General features: G+C 50.0%; 14 protein-coding genes. 10 read left to right on the top strand and 4 right to left on the bottom strand.

The annotated features are described in order from the left end of the window. Positions 1-396 precede the first annotated feature (396 nt). Both AB1611_09350 and AB1611_09345 read left to right on the top strand, forming a co-directional pair. Positions 397-1539 (top strand): hypothetical protein, encoded by a 1143-nt coding sequence (locus tag AB1611_09350; GenBank protein ID MEW6379800.1) that lies wholly within the window; start codon positions 397-399, stop codon positions 1537-1539. A gap of 84 nt (positions 1540-1623) precedes the next feature. Further along, the gene (locus AB1611_09345; protein MEW6379799.1) at positions 1624-1965 is read left to right on the top strand and encodes an MTH938/NDUFAF3 family protein; all 342 of its coding nucleotides are present in this window, start codon (positions 1624-1626) and stop codon (positions 1963-1965) included. 282 nt (positions 1966-2247) lie between these two features. On the opposite strand, the gene AB1611_09340 is transcribed toward AB1611_09345, so the two are convergent. After that, positions 2248-2814, bottom strand: coding sequence for a DVUA0089 family protein (locus AB1611_09340; protein MEW6379798.1), 567 nt, complete (start codon positions 2812-2814; stop codon positions 2248-2250). Positions 2815-3473: 659 nt separating this feature from the next. Between AB1611_09340 and AB1611_09335 the strand changes: the two genes are divergently transcribed. The 8 genes from AB1611_09335 to AB1611_09300 all read left to right on the top strand — a co-directional run bounded on the left by AB1611_09335 (position 3474) and on the right by AB1611_09300 (position 10687). After that, positions 3474-3626 (top strand): hypothetical protein, encoded by a 153-nt coding sequence (locus AB1611_09335; protein ID MEW6379797.1) that lies wholly within the window; start codon positions 3474-3476, stop codon positions 3624-3626. A gap of 91 nt (positions 3627-3717) precedes the next feature. Next, positions 3718-4914, top strand: coding sequence for a peptidylprolyl isomerase (locus AB1611_09330; protein MEW6379796.1), 1197 nt, complete (start codon positions 3718-3720; stop codon positions 4912-4914). 950 nt (positions 4915-5864) lie between these two features. Next, the gene (locus tag AB1611_09325; GenBank protein ID MEW6379795.1) at positions 5865-6092 is read left to right on the top strand and encodes a hypothetical protein; all 228 of its coding nucleotides are present in this window, start codon (positions 5865-5867) and stop codon (positions 6090-6092) included. 145 nt (positions 6093-6237) lie between these two features. Further along, positions 6238-6441 carry a hypothetical protein gene (locus tag AB1611_09320; protein MEW6379794.1) on the top strand — a complete coding sequence of 68 codons (204 nt, stop codon included), beginning with the start codon at positions 6238-6240 and terminating at the stop codon, positions 6439-6441. Positions 6442-6861: 420 nt separating this feature from the next. After that, positions 6862-8352 carry an NfeD family protein gene (locus tag AB1611_09315; protein MEW6379793.1) on the top strand — a complete coding sequence of 497 codons (1491 nt, stop codon included), beginning with the start codon at positions 6862-6864 and terminating at the stop codon, positions 8350-8352. Then, positions 8349-8945 (top strand): NfeD family protein, encoded by a 597-nt coding sequence (locus AB1611_09310; GenBank protein MEW6379792.1) that lies wholly within the window; start codon positions 8349-8351, stop codon positions 8943-8945. The genes AB1611_09315 and AB1611_09310 overlap by 4 nt, the downstream gene beginning before the upstream one ends. Before the next feature lie 55 nt (positions 8946-9000). Then, the gene (gene floA, locus AB1611_09305; GenBank protein ID MEW6379791.1) at positions 9001-10023 is read left to right on the top strand and encodes a flotillin-like protein FloA; all 1023 of its coding nucleotides are present in this window, start codon (positions 9001-9003) and stop codon (positions 10021-10023) included. A gap of 4 nt (positions 10024-10027) precedes the next feature. After that, entirely contained in the window at positions 10028-10687 is a 660-nt protein-coding gene (locus AB1611_09300) for a hypothetical protein (GenBank protein MEW6379790.1), read from the top strand. On the opposite strand, the gene AB1611_09295 is transcribed toward AB1611_09300, so the two are convergent. The 3 genes from AB1611_09295 to AB1611_09285 form a co-directional block, all read right to left on the bottom strand. Next, positions 10678-14730, bottom strand: a complete 4053-nt coding sequence (locus tag AB1611_09295) for a cohesin domain-containing protein (GenBank protein ID MEW6379789.1) — start codon at positions 14728-14730, stop codon at positions 10678-10680. The genes AB1611_09300 and AB1611_09295 overlap by 10 nt on opposite strands. Positions 14731-15104: 374 nt before the next feature. Next, positions 15105-15563, bottom strand: coding sequence for a YbaK/EbsC family protein (locus tag AB1611_09290; protein MEW6379788.1), 459 nt, complete (start codon positions 15561-15563; stop codon positions 15105-15107). Positions 15564-15748: 185 nt separating this feature from the next. Next, positions 15749-16069, bottom strand: a 321-nt coding sequence (locus AB1611_09285; GenBank protein ID MEW6379787.1) for a hypothetical protein, incomplete at its 5' end; no start/stop codon positions are given.

The following is a 16069-nucleotide window of genomic DNA, read 5'->3' as shown; positions in this document are numbered from 1 at the left end:
CTGAAAACTTTTAAGTATTACCTCAGTTGATTCTGATTGTCAAGCTTGAAAAAACGATAGAACAAAGGAAAATTTTACTCATTTTGTCATAACATTTATCGTCCTTGGTAATAGTTACCAGGTGAAATTTTGGCTTAATCATCGTTTACCGTACCCTCTTCTGCCTGGCATGCTGTTTGCTGCTCTTGAGCCCGATATGGTGCCAGGAGTATATCCAGAGGGGAAGGAGAAAATATGGCAAATAGCCAATCTCCTTGGGGATCTCATGGATAGGCATCAGGCCGGGATCGGTTTTGTGAAAAGTCTGCAAACAGGCACCAGGATCGGGAAATACGTACGAGAAGGCTCGAAGGATCCGGCTTTGCTTTTTCAGGACTATTGAGGGGGGAATACTACATGGCTTCTGCGGCCGTCAAGAAATGGATCACTACAGCTCACTTTTCTCTGCTGCTCACCGTTTTTCTGTTCTCGTTTTTTTTCTTGAACGGCTCTCCGGATTCATACGCCTTTTACAGCCTGTTTGGCAGTGGCGGCTCCTATCCTTTAGGTTTTTCCAGTCTTGGGGGAGTGGGCCTGGGCTTGGGAGGATGGTATGGCCAGCAGGGAGGGTTGCTGTTTGGACCTCTCGGTTTTGGCGGGGCGTCCCCCTATGCCCTGGGAATTCTCGGCAGTCCCTATGGGGGCATCGGATTGAACGGGTTGAGCGGATTGGGTGCACTCGGCGCATTCGGCTTTTTAGGCCTGGGAGGGATTGGAATCTATGGTTATGGCGGCTTCTATGATCCTGTAAGTCTTGCCTATTTACTGGCCTTTGGCCCTTGGGCCGGACTGATGAGCAGCCAGTCATCAACTATTTCGGCTGCCGCTCCGAATCCGTCTGCCGAGCTTCCCCTGAATACGGCTGGCAAACAGCAGGGGAAGCGGGTTGTCAGGTCATTTATTGCAGCCGAGCAGGCAGGTTCATGGGAGGGAACATGGTTCAGCCTGGTCAAGACATCTTCAACCGGCAAAATGACTCTTGATCTGGTTGAAGCTCCCGTTACCCGTGAGCTATCGGGAAGCTGCACGCTGCTGCTCAACAGATACCTTACCGGCCCGGTCGATGTGTCAGGTACATTCGATCCGGTAGACTCCACCTTTGTCCTCACCGGAACATATATTGATTTACTTTTGAAAGAATGGTCACTGAAACTGGATTGCACTTTAGTTGACCCGGAGAATATCACCGGGCGGTATGTGCTCTATGATCAGCTTTATTCCAAAGGTGATGCAGGCAATTTTGACCTTTCTCTGATAGCTCCGGCCATATCGGTGTCGGCTCCTACTCAGGTGGTCACGGTGCCGACAGCAGTGACTGCACCTGTGACCATTCCTGTACCGATAACACCCATTCCGGGGATTGCGGCCCCAACCGCCGTCGCTCCAACCCTGACAGCGACTGTACCGCTGACAACACCTGCACTGTTACCTCCGGCAGCCTCTCCTTTATTCATTCCTCCGATTTTTACTCCTCTGTCGTTCCTGTTCCCTCCGATCTAATCATTATCATATCCCTGGATTCGATGATTTCAGGGGGATACAGGGGGACAGTTTCAGGGGAAGGAAGGGGAGGAACAACGGGATATGACCATTGAGGATTATACTTTTGGTTCCATCGTCATTGATGGGGTCCGTTATGATTCGGATCTCAAAATATTTCCTGACAGGGTCATTTCCCCCTGGTGGCGAAAAGAGGGGCACGTGCTCAGTCTTGAAGATATCGAGGATGCGCTGGAATCGAGGCCAGATATACTGATCGTAGGTACCGGATATGCGGGCTGCATGAGGGTTCCTGATGGACTCAGGAGGCAGGTCGCTGATCAGGGAATAATCCTGATCGTTGAAGATACTGTTAACGCCTGGAAAACCTGCAATAAGCTGTCAGCCATCAGAAAGGTAGTGGCCGCTCTCCATCTGACCTGTTAAGGATGGCCAAGGTCCAAGGTTGGGGCGCAGGCCAAAGTTGGCTGAGCCGGTCTGACTGGCGAAAATTTAAATACTGCTGGAAACATATTCTGGTAATTTACCTGGGCTGGCCTTGATAGCCAAGTAAGTTCCGGAACAGTTATTCCCCCTGTCTTGGTAATCCTTTAATTCTTAACCATTCATTGGGTAACAAATCTATTTGAGGGATGATCAGTACTGAAAGCAACAAAAAAGGCAGAGCCTTTATCGGCTCTGCCTTTCAATATCCGATAGGAAGTGCTATCAACTGAATCTCTTCTTTACTCCTACCAATCCTGCTAAACCGAAGAGGAAAAGCAGGTAAGTAGCAGGTTCTGGGACCGGTGCTGCATTGTCAACTCCATCAAGCCATACATGGTAATATCCTGGAGCCTGTACCCACCAGTTTTCGATTGGGATAGGAATATCGCCATCAAACCGAAAACCATCTGCTAAGGTTGGTCCATTTGCAAAATTGGAATATGCTGCAACGGTAAAAAGATAATCCCCGGCAGCCAGAGAAGCAAAATAGAGCCCTGAATCCCAGTAGGTTTGAGTTGCGGGATTTATGGTATCATTATCGTCATTTTCTCCAAGTAAAGTTCCATCGCTACGCCACACTGCCGTAATAGGATCGAAATTAGCGCCGTTTTGAAATGAATCGGTCCATACCCTTACATCGGTAGCATCGTTGTTTAAGGTGAAAGCGATTGGTACAACATCATTATGATAAGTAATATAACCGTCAAAATCAAAGGTTGATGCCGCAGCCGGAGATGGAATGAGAATGGATGACAGGAAGAATAAGCCAAGAGAAAGAGCGATAGCCATTACATGTTTCATAGTATGAACCCTTCTTCGAGATTGAGAACTTGCAGTTTAAGGACCGAAAAGAGACATTTCACTTTCATTTCTTGGGAGACATCTTCCGGAGCATAGCCTCGGAGCAAGCTCCCTTTGGAAGTCTCATTGCAGCATAACTCTATTTTTACTATCACCTCCTTACCAGTATTCCCCCTCCTTGAAAGCACTTCTACCTCGAACTTTGCAATGTTTATGCCATGCTGATTTTTTCGACTTATCCGCCAGGTATGATGAGGAAAATAATAAATTTGTAGTCTTTTCCTACACTCATTTATTTTTCATTCCCGGCATAAGCTAGTTAATTTATTGAAAATATTAGTCTTTATAAAGCAGCTATGGATGTAGCGTAATCGTTCAGCACTCCTGGACATCCCGAACGGATATGAAAGATAGTAGCCAGCCAACTGTTTGAATAACCGTACATTCCAAGATTTATCCATTCAGTCGGAATGACGGAAAACCGAAGGAAAGTGAATAGTTACGATAGTTACCCGGATAGTATATTTTCCAGAAAAAGGCCGATAATGAAACCGGATTGAGCCTCACTTTTCAATCGCCAGGGTCACCAGGCCGTCGAGGTTGTAGTTCCAGGAAGCCGGGCTGATAGCTTTATCATATCTCGGGAAATGGGGATTACAATACTGTTGGCTCAGGCCACCAGCATCTTTGCTGGTGGCCTTTGTCTTTTAAAAGCCTGTCTGCTTGTATTGCCGATGGAAATCTTTTACCTGCCAGTCAGTAAGGCATGGATATTCATTGACAAAGATGCCGCTACCTGACATAATTCCGATTTTATGACAGAGAGTTCCGGCTGAGTGTCTGTTCCTTACCAGCAGTCTATAGTCGTCATTGAAACCAAGGAGGAAAGTAATGAATTATCAAAAGACTGTCAGATTTACCGTAACACTTTTTGCCTGCGCCTGTATCTCTTTATTGCTTTATTCCTGCCATTCTTCTCCCACACCTGGCAAGGGTGAAGATAAAGGAACCACATCTTCTCCCGCTGCACCAAAGGAGGGGGGAGAAAAACAATCCCCATCCGGTCAGCTTCAGAGTCCGGGCGATGTCGTCGCTACGGTTAATGGAGTGAATATCTCTCGAAAAGAACTGGACCGGACCTTGAATGCTCATACCTCCCAGAACCCGGATATGGCAGATAAAATGCCGCCGGAGCAAAAGCTCCAGCTTCAGCAGATGATTCTTGACCGGCTGGTCGAGGGTGAATTGATTTGCCAAAAAGGCAAGGAGCTCAACATTACGATTCCGGACGAAGAGATACTGGCCCGGATTGAGCAATTCAAAAAACAGTTCCCCACCGAAGAGGAGTTTAATAACAGGTTAAAAGAGAATAATATAAACCTGGATGATCTGAAGAATGAGTTAAGAAAGAACATGATCATCTCCAAGGTTATTCAGCAGCAGATAACTGCTCAAACCACATCCCAGCAGGCAAGCGATGAAGATCTCAAAAAGTACTATGAGGCGCATAAGGATCAGTTTAAGCAGGAAGAGATGGTCCAGGCCAGCCATATCCTGGTCAAGGTTGAAAAGAATGCTGATGAGGCAACGAAGAAGCAGGCTAAAGAGAAAATTGAGGGAATCCTCAAGAAAGCCAGGGCAGGCGAAGATTTCGCTAAACTTGCCAAGGAAAATTCCGATTGCCCAAGCTCTCAAAACGGCGGGGACCTGGGCTTTTTTACCCGCAAACAGATGGTTCCGGAATTCTCTCAGGCAGCCTTTAGCATGAAGGTTGGGGAAATCAGCAACGTGGTCGAAACCCCGTTTGGCTACCATATCATTAAAGTTACCAATACTAAGCCTGCTGCTGAAAGTTCCTTCGAAGAAAGTAAAGCCCGGATCCAGCAGTACCTCAGCGGAAAACAGCGGAGCGATGCCGTTAAAAATTACATTCAGTCCTTACGGGAGAAGGCTGACATAAAAACCTTTTTACCGAAACCATCGCCTGCACCGGAAAATCCGGCAACTCCTTCTCCCGGAGCAGGTTCACCACCAGCTCCTGCTGCACCTGCGGCTCCCCCCGCAGGGAATACGCCAGCAGGTCAATAGTACACTTCAGGTTACAGTGCGCTTCATTGCCATAAGCATTAAGCATTGGTTTTGATTTCTCCTTCTGATCATGGCGGGGCAGGTACCTATGCCCCGCCATACCTGTTTTCCCTATCCTGATTTCTCTTTCCCATTTTCACTATCTAAAAAACTCCCGGCTTCCAATTCTTTTCTCCGCATCCGGCCTTGCATCATTTTAATGCATTTTGATTTATTCTGACCTGGTTAGATAAAAGATTAGATAATTCTATATAATATTGGCAGCTTAAAATAAATACCAGCAAAAAGATGAATAACACTGCACTAAATATGTGCAGTATAACTGATTAGCGATCCTTGCAGAGAATATCTAGTGCATCAAAATTATGCAATTTACCAGACTCCAGACCGGCAGGAATCCGGTTTTCTGATAACTTTTTTACCAGTTCTATCCGGTTTTAATTCATAACTACTTGAAATTTATACATTTTGTATTTTAGAGACCTGTTTCCCGGAGTCTGTGCATACCTTTGATTATTAGTAATTTAATATTTAATAAGTAAACTTATATTTGATTTTTAGTTAATTATTACTATCTTTCGACATTATATACGAACTAATTAAAAATTACTTGTTTTTATTGATAAAATAAAAGCCGCGCTGGTAATCCGGACATCTTGGAATACCGTTTTGAGCAGGGAAAGAAATCAAGGTGTTATGATGTTTTATATAAGATATTCTTATCATTCATCTTATTTAAAATAAATGGCACATTTATTGTAATGTATATTAAAGCAGATGAATATAATCTCAAATTTTTAACATCAGTTTAAAATAAGTAAATAAGGTTAAATATTAATAATAATCAGAGCATTGAACAAGGAACACTTCAAGGGAATTTTTGCTTTTGCAGAACAATAATATCCGCATACCGCGAGAAACCTGCAAAGACAAGAACAGGGAGGAAAACCATGTCAGTGAGAGAATCTATCGATGGGTTTTGGTTCTGTATTAAACTGGCCGGAATATTTTTCGCCATCTTCGGATTTGAAGTCGGCAGGGGAACCTGCGATCTTGGCTGGCGGAAGAAATGTCGTAAGTGCCAGAACATTCGAGAAGAGTCAGAACAAGCCCCTTTGGGGCATGAGCTGACATCAGCAGGGAAGGAGAAGAGTAAACTCGTTAAGGAAGGTGCTTAAGAGGAACATGGGGAACATTTGAACGGAGTTTGCCATCAAGAGAATAACAGCTATCCATAACCGGGGGGATGATCATGAAGCAGTTTGTGGATTCAGTTTGAATCCTGGAGCCTGGACAAAAGGCCGGACGAAAGGAGTAGGTGAAATGAGAGTCACCGCAGATAAGGTATCCGACGTGAGACAATTCGTAAGAGCAGCCGATCCAAAGTCGCACTTACTGCAAAGCATCAACAGGGAGATTTCAAATAAGGTGGAGAGCGGGTTCACGGGGAAGCTGATCTTTGTTCTTAACCTCTCCCAGGGTGGCATAGGTCAGTGCAGCATCCAGACTGATACCCGGTTGAATTGATAATTCCAATCGTGATTACTGGTAGTACTGCAATTATTTCACTGAGTCAGGCTTATTGTAAGATTAACATATACTATTGCAAGTCATGGGCTGGGGCCAGACAGCCCCAGCCCATGACTGCCTCTGTGCCCTTGCCCCTTTGCGCCTTCCTGAGTAATGACATTATCTCTACCCTGACTTATGGTGGGGCACATGACCCACCACCGGGTTGCCTTTTCTCTCATGCCAGGGTTGCTTTTTTACTCATGGCAGTGATGAGGCATTTTAGCCCCACCCTGCTGTTGCCTTGTACTATCACCATAAGAAGATGATATCATTGCATAAACCCTTGCCAATTAGCCCGTACCCTGTTATACTGCGGTTGAGTTAAGAGAAAATAACAGCTCGGTACAAGATGCAGGAAATTAAGGTAAAAGCAAAATGGAAAGGATATTTTCTGTGCATCGCTTCCCGGCACTGGTGCTGTCATTGATTCTATTTCTGACTCTCTTTTCCTTGAGAGCCTCAAACAGTGTGGCTGTAATCGGGCAGGGGGGGGATAAGGGGCGGAACAGGCAGGATGAGGTTTTCCTGGTCAAGCTCAGTGGAGAGGTCGATCAGGGGCTTTCCCCGTTCATCAGGCGCGTGGTCCGGCAGGCTGATGAACAGGGTATCCGGGCCATAATCCTGGAAATCAACACTCTTGGAGGCCGCCTGGATGCAGCCATCGACATCCGGGATACCCTGCTGAATTCAAAAACCCTGACCATCGCCTATATCAACGAGCGGGCCATCTCTGCCGGAGCGCTGATTTCCCTGGCCTGCCAGAAAATTGTCATGGCCCCCGGAGCCACGATCGGAGCAGCCACACCAGTTATAATCGACCCTTTCAGTCAGAAGGGAGAACCTGCCAGTGAAAAGGTGATCTCCTACTTCCGCAAGGAGATGAAGGCCACAGCGGAAAAAAACCACCGTCCTTCGCGAATTGCTGAAGCCATGGTCGATCCGGATGTAGTCATCGAGGGACTGACCGAAAAAGGAAAGCTGCTGACGCTGACCACCTCTGAGGCCCTGCGTTCCAAAGTTGCCGATTTTGAAATCACCGGCGGAACCGGAGAGATCCTGCAAAAATTCAATCTCCATCTACCTATGCAAGCCAGGCTGGTGGAGCAAAGAGCGAACTGGGCAGAAAAGTTTCTCCGGGCCACGAGCGGCAGTCTGATCAGCTCCGTGCTCCTGACCATTGGCCTGCTCGGCCTGCTTATTGAGCTGAGGACACCTACCTGGGGGATCGCCGGAACCGTGGGATTGATCTGCCTGGCTGTGTTCTTCTGGGGGCATGTGATTCTCAGGCTGGTCGGCTGGGAAGAGGTCGCGCTCCTTTTGATCGGCACGGTTCTGCTCCTTTTGGAAATCCTGGTTATTCCCGGTTTCGGTCTGACCGGCATCCTTGGCCTGGCAGCCCTGGCCGCCGGTTTCATCCTGAGTCTGGTGGGCAGGAATCCCACTTCCTGGGAGCTATGGAGTGCGGTATCGCACATCTCGATTGTCATGCTCATCGCCCTGATTGCCCTTGCCCTGTCGGTGAAATTTCTGGCCAAAAGCGCGGCTGTCCAGCGGCTGGTGCTCCAGACCCGCACCGGCCAGGGACGACAGCGTGAGGCTGAACAGCCAAAAACCGACACTGCTGCGCCGGAAGAAGCACGGCCAGCCCTGAAATCAGACCAGGAACCGGACCGGGTTCAGCATCTTGACCAGAGCGGAGTGGCCCTGACTAACCTTCGGCCCGCCGGGAAGGCGGCATTCGGAAAAAAGCGCCTGAACGTGGTCAGCGAGGGAGATTTTATCGACCGGGGCTCTGCAGTGCGGATTGTCCGGGTGGAGGGCAGCAGGATCATGGTCCAAAAAATCGGAAAGGAGGAGAGGGTTTGATACTGCGGTATGCCTTCCTGCATCTGCCCGTTCTGGCCATGCTGCTTCTGCTTTTGGTGTCGGGCATTCTGCTGCTCACCGGATCGGCAATGAGCCTGCCTGTTCTGATTCTCCTGCTGATGCTTCTGGGAACGGTCCTGATGCTCGTCGAAGTATTCATTATCCCCGGCTTTGGCCTTGCAGGTACCGGAGCCGTTTTCCTGCTGGCTACGGCTGTTTATCTGGCATGGAGCAGGCTGAACATAGCCTGGGCAATCGGGGCCGCGCTGGTCAGCATTGGATCGATTGTCCTGTCGATCATCCTTTTACGGAAAAGCGGTCTGACCAGCACTTTTGTGCTGAAACGCCAGGTTGGAAAGCCTGCCCCTCACGCTGCCGGTGGTGGAGATAGAGAAGAGGGCGCAGGGAAAAATTCAGCTCTATCTCCCGGGCAAACCGGCCTGGCCGCATCTGACCTCAGACCGGCAGGTATAGCCAACTTTCAGGGACATCGCCTGAATGTGCTCACCGATGGCACCTATCTGGAAAAAGGCACCAGAGTCAGGATTGTCCGGATAGAGGGCAATCGCATATTTGTCGAGGAAGAACAGTGAGAATTATCAAATTTTAAAATAACTAACTAACTCTGTAACCCTGGAGGCTTGAGCTATGCCCTTAACACCATTATTCCCATTTTTCGCTTTTGCTTTTATCATTATTTTCCTGATTCTTTTCACCTACCTTATTCCGGTCCAGCTCTGGATTGCCGCCTGGTCTTCCGGAGCTTATGTGGGAATCATCAACCTGATCGGCATGAGGTTTCGCCGGGTGCCGCCCCATGTGGTGGTTAATGCCAGAATCAGCGCTGTCAAGGCGGGTCTGGATATTGCCATCAATGATCTTGAGGCCTTGTTTCTGGCAGGGGGGCATGTCGAATCCGTGGTCAAGGCCCTCATTTCCGCAGACAAGGCAGGAATCAAGATGGGATTCGACATTGCATCGGGCATAGACCTTGCTGGCCGGAACGTACTGGAAGCAGTGCAGATGAGCGTTATTCCCAAGGTCATCGAAACTCCGGTTGTGGCTGCCGTAGCCAAGGACGGTATTCAGGTTCAGGCCAAATCCCGGGTGACGGTGCGGGCCAACATGGAGCGGCTGGTCGGAGGAGCGGGAGAGGAAACCATCATCGCCCGCGTCGGAGAGGGTGTGGTCACTACCATCGGCTCCTCGGCCTCATATAAAGACGTTCTGGAAAACCCGGATTCCATCTCCCGGACAGTCCTGTCCAAGGGGCTGGATTCAGGGACTGCCTTTGAAATCCTGTCCATTGATATTGCCGATGTGGATGTAGGAGAAAATGTCGGAGCCCGCCTGCAGACCATGCAGGCCCAGGCTGATAAGGAAATCGCTCAGGCACAGGCTGAAAGCCGTCGTGCTCTGGCGGTAGCCATGGAGCAGGAAATGAAAGCCAAGGTACAGGAAATGAAGGCCAAAGTCATCGAGGCCGAATCCCAGGTGCCGCTGGCTATGGCCGAAGCCTTCCGCAGGGGGAATCTTGGTGTCATGGATTACTATCATCTCAAGAATATCTCGGCTGATACCGAAATGCGGGAATCCATTTCCCGAATGGGAGGGGAAAAACCCGCAACTCCCGGCGGCGGACAACCCAAGACCGAGAAAGAGAAAGGCTAGCCTTATGGACAGAGTTATCGAGCTTGTCATCGTCTTTTATCTCATCAGCGCCTTTCTCCGGTTTTTGAAAAAAAGCCAGCAGGGGAAGGACCGGCATTACCCGCCGCCTCAGCGGCAGAGGCTGCCTCAACAGAGAGGGCCATCCCCCCCTTCGCCTCACAGGGAGCCGGGGCCGTCATCTTCCACCAGCAGGCCGAAAGAAGCAGCCCCCCGGCCAGTGCTTACTCCCCGGGAGAGAGAAGCCCTGGATGTTCTGGCTGACTGGGAGCGCAGGGCCAGAACGCACCGGGAAGGACCAACCGGGCCTGCGGCTCCGTCGCCGGGGAGGGCATCGACTCCACCGGGAAGGACAGCCGAAATTCCACCGGGAAGAGGCCCAGTACCTGAGATGAGGACCCGGCCTACGCCAGCGGAGATCATTTCCTGCAAGGCAGCAGGAGAGGCAATAAGTGCCGGGCAGGGTGCAGTGCCAGGGGAATTACAACCGCCGTTATCTGGCAGGCCGGAGATTTCCGGAGAGAAAATCGATGCCGAAGGGATATCCTTTCTGATCCATCCGGACATGCTCTGGCAGGGAGTCGTCATGTCCGAAATCCTCCGCCCCCCTCTGGCCATGAGAAAACCGTTTCAGCTTCCGTCTCTCTTATCTGAACATCATGGCTGAAGGGAGATGACCACAAGGTCATCGTTACCGATAACCTGATTCAACCCGCATGGCTGTTCAAAGAACCGGTAGGCAGATCTTCCCAGCCCGCTCCGGTTGTTGTAGATCAGGAACTGAACCTGCCTGAAAGCCTTGTGGCCTGTCAACTGGAGGTCGGAAGAGAAACCGGGGTTACTTTCCATACTGACATGGCTGGGCTTCCCCTGGCTGATATTATGGATGAATCGGCAATCCAGGATAACTGGCCGGGAGTCCGAGGTCCAGTAAATCCCTCCTCCGGCTGTGGCAGCGGTATTCTCCGTGATGGTGCAGCGGACGATCTGGGGAGAGGAATGTTCACAATATATTCCGGCACCATACGAGGTGCTGTTGCCGGATATGATGCAGTTTACGATTGTGGGAGAAGAATTGCGGCAGGATATTCCGGAGCCGGCCCCGGGCTTGCCCGGACTGCTGACATGGGTAATGGTTAATCCGTCAACTATTGCCTGATTGCAATTGATAAAGGTTATCACCGGCCCTGCTCCCGCTGCACCAGCCAGAACAGCCGGATAGAGGGCGGGATCCCGGTGCGTAAAACCGCTGTCCCATCCCCCTTCCAGCCTGATTCCCTTCTGGATGGTAACCTGGACACCGGAATATGAGCCTGCGGCCAGTCTGATGGTATCTTCGCTGTCAGCGCTGTCCAGGGCCGCTTTGATGGTTGAATATGCCTGTCCGGGGCCGGTGAAGAGCACCCGCCTGATAGTTACCTTCTGCTGCTGCTCCACGCTATTGCCGCTGCTGTCACGATAGGTCCAGATTACCGTATGACTGCCCTTTTGGGTATAGGTGAGGTGGTCGGTTATTGCTGTAATCTTCCCCTGGCAGCGGTCAGTGGCTGTCGGCGGTGTCAGGGTAACGGTATTCTCAGCCACGATATCCGGCAGGGTATCGAGGTCCGGCACCGGCTTTTGGGTATCGGTCACCAGAACCTTCTGCGTCTGGTACGAGACATTGCCAAGGGTGTCCTGATAGCACCAGGTCAGAGTAGTTGTGCCGACCGATGAGGGTACGGAATCGGCAGTGGTTGCCGTTACTTTTCCGGCGCAAAGATCTGTGGCTGTCGGCGGGATGATCTGTATCTGATCAGCGCACTCGAATCTCAGGTCCGGCAAAGGATTTTGGTCGAAAACAGGGGGAGTGGTATCCTGAACCACGACCGTCTGGTCCTGCCGGGTGATATTCCCGTGGCCGTCGTCATAGGTCCAGGTCACCGAAAAAGTGCCCTGGCTGGTGTAGAGGAGCGGCTTATCAGTGACAGCGGTAATCGGTCCGGCGCAGTCATCGGTCGCTGTCGGCGGGGTCAGGGCAAGCTGGCAATCTCCTCTGACCGCCGGCAGGGGATCGAGATCAGGCACCGGCTGCTGGTCATCCCGGTACTCATAAGCACCAATGTCAACTTCGGGCGTCCCGTCACAGTCCCCATCGTAAGGTCTTGATTCGCCATCCTTATCCTCATCCGGAGCTTCACTCCCGGTGCCTGCATCGATGCAGGGAGATCTTTGGTGTATGCCGGAAAAAAGGCGAAAATCCCGGGCATTGGGATCCTTGAATAAGGGATTGCTCTGAATATTATGGGTGATTTCAGGAGCGCCAAACCCTCCCTGAACAGCGCAATAGGTTACCTGGCTGGTTGATCCGGCATCGGACCATATCTCATCGGGCAGGTTATTCCACAGGATGCTGTTCGTCACCGTGAACAGGGAATTTTCAGCATAGATGCTGCCTCCCTGAGAGGCGCTGCTGTTTCCCCACAGGGTGCAGTTTACGGCCTTCAGGCTCGAGTCCCTGACATATATCCCGCCGCCGTCGCTGGAAGCCGTGTTCTTCCATAGGGTACAGTTGATGATAACCGGAAACGAGGAACCGTCACAGGAAATCCCGCTGCCGTACATGGCAGTATTTTCCGAGATCGTGCAATTTTGAACGACCGGTGATGAGTTCAGGCAGCAAATGCCGCCGCCGAAAAGATCGGACCTGTTTTTCGATATGACGCAGTTGGAAATGGTTGGAGAGGAATTGAGACAAAACAGACCGCCGCCTGCTTCATATGCCCGGTTATTGAGTATCTCGCAGTTTGATATGAGCGGTGAGGAATTCTTGCAGTATATGCCGCCGCCGGAGTAGGCAATATTGCCGAAACTTTCTTTTCTGAACCGTACCGGTAGTATTGCTGGAAGTATATCCCTGTCACCGGCAGTTGAATTTTCAATAATAAAACCATCCAGGCTGGCTGCATTGGCATCGATAAAAACGATCGAACTGCCGGAAAGTAACGTCTTATAGATCTTCGGGTCCCGAATGTTGAAATTGGGGTCCCACCCGCCTTCCAGAATTTGCCTGCTTTGAACATAAATCTTCGGGTCGAAACGGTATTCTCCTCTGGCAACCTTGATCTTGCCGATAACACCTGGAGCAGACACAGCACCAATTCCATCTGCCACTCGTGCAAAGGTCTGTCCTGGTCCAACGTGGGCCACAAGCCGCACGATGACCTCTTGAGTCTGTGAGACAGGTTTTGTGGAGTCATCACTATAGGTCCAGGTCACCTTGTAGGTGCCGGGACTTTCACAGACCAGGGGATCCTGGGTAGTGGCAATGATTTCTCCAGCGCACAGGTCAGTAGCCCTGGGAGGATCGATGGGTTTTTGTTCACAGGTGCATGGCTTCCCTGGATCCGTGATCACGCAGTCTCTCACGATTGCAGGAAGGTCTTTCTGGTGGGGAACCGGGGGCTCCTTATCAACCACAGCGATAGTCTGCTGCTGGGTCAGGATGGTTTTCCTATCCTTCTGGTAGTTCCAGGTTACGGTATATGTCCCCGGTCCAGAGGAGAAGATATCCTCAGTGCTCCCTCTTATGGCCGTTATTTTCCTGCCGGTGCAGGGATCGGTAGCTGTCGGCGGAGTAAGTGTCACCTTCTGGCCGCAATTCAGGGTCAGCAGAGGCAATTCTGCCCTGTCAGGAACCACTGAAGCGGCATCATCCTGATCCGGGTTGTAATAGTCCGGGCACCGGTCACATGCATCACCCACTCCATCTCCGTCTTTATCCTCCTGATCCTCATTGGCCATAAAAGGACAATTGTCGCAGGCATCTCCCCGGGAGTCTTGATCACTGTTTGTCTGTTTGGGATTGGACACCTTCGGGCAATTGTCAGGAGCATTCAGAGTATAACCATCGGGCTGCCTGCACTGGACCCTGGACGAATCCTTATCTCCATATTCATCACCATCCTCGTCCTGATACCACACAGTGGCCGGGTTAATCCTGGTCTGGCTGTCATCGCAATCATCGGCATTGGACACAAAACCGGACGGCTGATTACTCTGGACCTTAACCACGCTCCTGGTGCCATATCCATCTTTGTCCGCATCCTTATACCACATCCTGACGGAAGTAATACAGACACACGCGGAACTGGCAGGAAAATTGGCCATGTCATCCACCAGATTTTCAAGCTTCACCGGGTAACATTCACCTTCAAGGCCACCCCTGATCATAAACTTCAGCGAGGCAAGGCAGCCATTTGCCCCTTTCGAGAGCCCATCGCGCAGGGAAAGCCCCCCGCCCCTGAGTTTGCCAGGGCTCAAGGAATAGACATCGAACCTGTTGAGTGAAGCAGCCAGATCTCCCCGGCCAAAGCCAAAACCCGTGTATTCCAGAATGCGACTATCATAAGAAACTTCAAAGCCAAAGGAAAATACTGCCCTGGGCAGGGCCTGGATCTTTATTGGAATGAGAATCTCATCGCCCACCTTTCCACTGACCCCTTCGATGTCCAGGATGCCGGAATTATCCTCCAGACAACTTCTTTGAGCCGGTTTGGCCGTTATTGCTCCAGGGTCCGGTATTGCCCCGGCTTCCAATATTGCCCCAGGCTCCAGGACAACTGCCGAGAGAGCAGGCTTGCCGGGCATCAGGATTGCCAGAAGCAGGAGAATAATTATCCCCATGCGCCTTTTCAGGCATATTGTATTGAGGCTGATTACAGGTTTCATTTGTATCCTCTGGGGGTAAGTATCTTCTGTTGCTCTCAGGAAATGGCCATCAGAGTACCATGATGAGCCATCAATTAGGGTGCGCATCTTCGAGTGCCTGGTGAGATACTCCATATTCCTGGGGTATGGGAGTTCCAAAATACGATCCTATAAATATATATTATTATCAAAATTAGAGTGATTATTAAATAAAAATAGCAGGAATGGCAGTCGATAGTCAAGATGATGTTTCAAGAGCCGAATACTCTTCACGTTTTGGCAGGTATCATCCTTGATACCAGGTGATACCAGGGATCGACCCTTTCATGTGGTACCCCCAGCCAGGCAGTGAGAGCAAGGGAAATTGAAGATGGTATTTTCCTTGTCCGCTGACTTCAAGACGTTACTATCACTTTTGGCCTTACGAGCCGCTCGAAATCTTTATAGGACATCTTGATCAGCTCCGAGTGAGAACCGGCATTAAAGGCGATTTCCTCATCCATGGCCAGATCTTCTGACACCAGTACATCCAGGCCATACAAATTGCCAAAAGGCGGCATGGCTCCAATCTCGGATTCCGGGAATCTGTCCTTGAATTCTTCCTCACTGGCAAGCGAAACTCTCTGTGCTCCGGTGATGCATCTGAGGAAATCGAAGTTTATCTGAACATTGGCAGGCAGAACAACCATAGCCATTTTTTCATCGATTTTCACCATGACTGTCTTGGCCATCTCCCGCCCAGGAATGTGGGCTGAGGCTGCAATCTCCTGAGCAGTGTAGGCAGGTGAGTGAGTGATAGTTACATACCTGATGTTATTGTTATCCAGAAACTCTTTTAATTTTCGTATCGGCATACCCATCTCCTTGGCAAACGAGCAGTTATCCGGTTTTCACCTGTGCACAATGGACATCCACCGCTTATATCTTCCTGATCTCCCCAATCGGATTTTTTCTGTTTATCCAGCTACCCAGGGAGAATGAGAAAGTGAGAACCCGGGCTCATCCTTCTCAATTCCTGCTTTCGCGGGCGCATCAATAATTATATTTGGTTGTTTGTGCTTAATTTTTTTAATATGGAGGGTATGCCCTGATAGGTATGGTTTGCAGGGATATCACGAGTTACGACTGAATTTGCTCCTATAGTTACGTTATTACCTATTTTCACCGGGCCGAGTATCTTAGTACAGGTCGCCATAAATACGCGACCACATAGAAAACAAAAAGAGGTTCGGACATCAATAGAGATCGGAATAAATTTTGCTATATGAGGTGAATTTTTATCCTTTATGCCTCGAAAAAGTAGGAAGGGAGGCATAAAAAATGGTGGAATCACCCCAAATTGATTACCAGAAACACCCTG

This window comes from bacterium, from assembly GCA_040755755.1.
Classification (GTDB): Bacteria; SZUA-182; SZUA-182; order DTGQ01; family DTGQ01; genus DTGQ01.
Note: the sequence above shows the minus strand (reverse complement) of the source record. Positions and strands in the feature narration are given on the sequence as shown.

Coding starts and splice junctions, on each gene's coding strand:
- AB1611_09350 (MEW6379800.1), top strand. CDS start 397: ATGGCTTCTGCGGCCGTCAAGAAATGGATCACTACAGCTCACTTTTCT.
- AB1611_09345 (MEW6379799.1), top strand. CDS start 1,624: ATGACCATTGAGGATTATACTTTTGGTTCCATCGTCATTGATGGGGTC.
- AB1611_09340 (MEW6379798.1), bottom strand. CDS start 2,814: ATGGCTATCGCTCTTTCTCTTGGCTTATTCTTCCTGTCATCCATTCTC.
- AB1611_09335 (MEW6379797.1), top strand. CDS start 3,474: ATGGGGATTACAATACTGTTGGCTCAGGCCACCAGCATCTTTGCTGGT.
- AB1611_09330 (MEW6379796.1), top strand. CDS start 3,718: ATGAATTATCAAAAGACTGTCAGATTTACCGTAACACTTTTTGCCTGC.
- AB1611_09325 (MEW6379795.1), top strand. CDS start 5,865: ATGTCAGTGAGAGAATCTATCGATGGGTTTTGGTTCTGTATTAAACTG.
- AB1611_09320 (MEW6379794.1), top strand. CDS start 6,238: ATGAGAGTCACCGCAGATAAGGTATCCGACGTGAGACAATTCGTAAGA.
- AB1611_09315 (MEW6379793.1), top strand. CDS start 6,862: ATGGAAAGGATATTTTCTGTGCATCGCTTCCCGGCACTGGTGCTGTCA.
- floA (MEW6379791.1), top strand. CDS start 9,001: ATGCCCTTAACACCATTATTCCCATTTTTCGCTTTTGCTTTTATCATT.
- AB1611_09300 (MEW6379790.1), top strand. CDS start 10,028: ATGGACAGAGTTATCGAGCTTGTCATCGTCTTTTATCTCATCAGCGCC.
- AB1611_09295 (MEW6379789.1), bottom strand. CDS start 14,730: ATGAAACCTGTAATCAGCCTCAATACAATATGCCTGAAAAGGCGCATG.
- AB1611_09290 (MEW6379788.1), bottom strand. CDS start 15,563: ATGCCGATACGAAAATTAAAAGAGTTTCTGGATAACAATAACATCAGG.